1 protein-coding gene and 1 pseudogene are annotated in these 1,916 nt (G+C 69.6%); one reads left to right on the top strand and one right to left on the bottom strand.

Features of this window, described 5'->3' with window-relative positions; all coding sequences use genetic code 11:
- Positions 1–965 (bottom strand): annotated as a pseudogene (locus J0695_RS34500) (ABC transporter ATP-binding protein); the annotation flags it as partial.
- 268 nt (positions 966–1,233) lie between these two features.
- Here J0695_RS34500 and J0695_RS34495 point away from each other — a divergent pair.
- Positions 1,234–1,916, top strand: a 683-nt coding sequence (locus J0695_RS34495) for a LacI family DNA-binding transcriptional regulator (RefSeq protein WP_206968717.1), incomplete at its 3' end; no start/stop codon positions are given.

The following is a 1,916-nucleotide window of genomic DNA, read 5'->3' as shown; positions in this document are numbered from 1 at the left end:
GTCGACCCGGCCGACCTGGACCGGCAGTCCCTCCCCGCCCCCGGGGATGGCCCGTCGGCCGGCCTCCGCGAGGAAGCGGTCGTGATCCTGGACGTAGAGCGACTCCTCGTGCAGCTGATTGATGTTCATCACCAGTGCGCCCAGGCTCGCCGATCCGGACCGTACGGCGATCACCGCGGTGCCGGCGACCGCGAGACTCATATGGCCGCCCACGATCAGCCAGACCATCACCCCGTACGTGCAGGCCATCGCCAGCCCCGACAGGGCGGCGGCCACCAGCTCGGTGAACGCCTTCCCATTGGCGAGACGCCTCTGCTCCTCCTCCGCGCTCTCCGCCATCGCCCGGTACTTCTCCAGCAGGAACGAGCCCACCGCATGGATGCGGACCTCCTGGGCGGCGCTGCGCTCGGTGAGGAGATTGCCGATCAGCCGGCTGGCACGCACGTGCTCCACCCAGGTCATCACCGATACGTACCGCTCCTGCGCGACCCGCATCGCACCCCAGCCGCGCGGAGCCGCGATGAGGAGCAGCATCGGCAACAGCGTGGGATGCAGGACCGTGAGGACGCTCGCGGTGGCGATCAGGGAGATCGTGCCGTTCAGCGCCGCGACGCAGGCGCTGATCATGCGGCGTGCGGAGGCGGCACCGTACTGGGCGACGTCGATCAGCCGCCGGAACTCGGGATCCTCGATCGCCTCCAGCTCCACTGCTGTGGCCGCCGCCAGGTACTCGGTGGTCGCGAGCCGCTCCACCAGCGGCTCCAGACGACCGGCACGGGACGTCGACCAGCCGGCCAGGCCGGCTGGTCGACGTCCCGNNCGCCGACCAGACGCGGCATCGAGCGAATAGCCGAAAGCATCGTCAAGTCGAGCCTGGCCCGCTCGTGTTCGGCCCATCCCATGTCGTAGCGCAGTGGTCCGCCGAACAACTCCTGTTCAGCCGCGGAGACTTTCGGCTCCACCATCCGTACCTGCCTGAAGAACTTCTTCACGCCGCAGCACCTCCGTCGTGGACAGGGGCGTTGATGCTCGCGCAGAGGGCGTCTGAAACGGCGCCGGAACACTTCCTCGGCGGATGCCTCGAGCGCTGGTCGAGAGCGACGGCCGGAGCCCGGGCCGTGCAGACGACGGAGACGTATTCTGAGGGAGATCACCCGGCCGCTCGGCGAAGAAAGTTGGTCTCCGCCTCACGTGAGCAGTCGTCCCTCGCGACACCAGAACACCAGGCCGACGATGCGGGATGTCGCAGAGCGGGCCGGAGTCGCCGTCGTGACCGTGTCGCGCGTCGTCAACGGCACCGGAACGGTCCGAGAGGAGACGGTCGACCGGGTCGTCGCCGCCATCAACGCCACCGGGTACCAGCGGAACGAGATCGCGCGGTCGCTCCGCCCCGGGCAGAACTCCATGACCGTCGGGCTGCTGCTCGGTGATCTGACCAACCCCTTCTACGCTTCCCTGGCGAAGGCGGCCGTCGAGGTGGCGAACCTGGCCGGGTACGCGGTGCTTCTCAGCACCGCCGACGAGGACCCGGACGTCGAGCGGCGTGCGGTGAGCGAACTCATCGGACGGCGGGTCGCAGGGCTCATCATCGTGCCCGACCAGGGCGACCACGCCTTTCTCAACGAGGTCAACGCCCACGACCACGTGCCCATCGTCTTCGTCGACCGGCCTGCCACCGGCGCCGAGGCCGATGTCGTCGTGGTCGACAACGAGGGCGGGGGAGCGGCGGCGACACAGCACCTCGTCGACCACGGCCACCGCCGTGTCGCGATCCTCGTCGCGCCCTCGTACTACACCACCGGCCGCAGACTGCGCGGCTACCGCAAGGCCCTGCGGCGCAGCGGCATTCCCGTCGACGAGGATCTGGTGGTCACCCTGCGACGCGGCACCGCGGACGCCGCCTCCGCCGCCACGCA

This window comes from Streptomyces beijiangensis, from assembly GCF_017315755.1.
GTDB lineage: Bacteria > Actinomycetota > Actinomycetes > Streptomycetales > Streptomycetaceae > Streptomyces > Streptomyces beijiangensis.
This window is presented reverse-complemented; position numbering and strand designations above follow the sequence as displayed.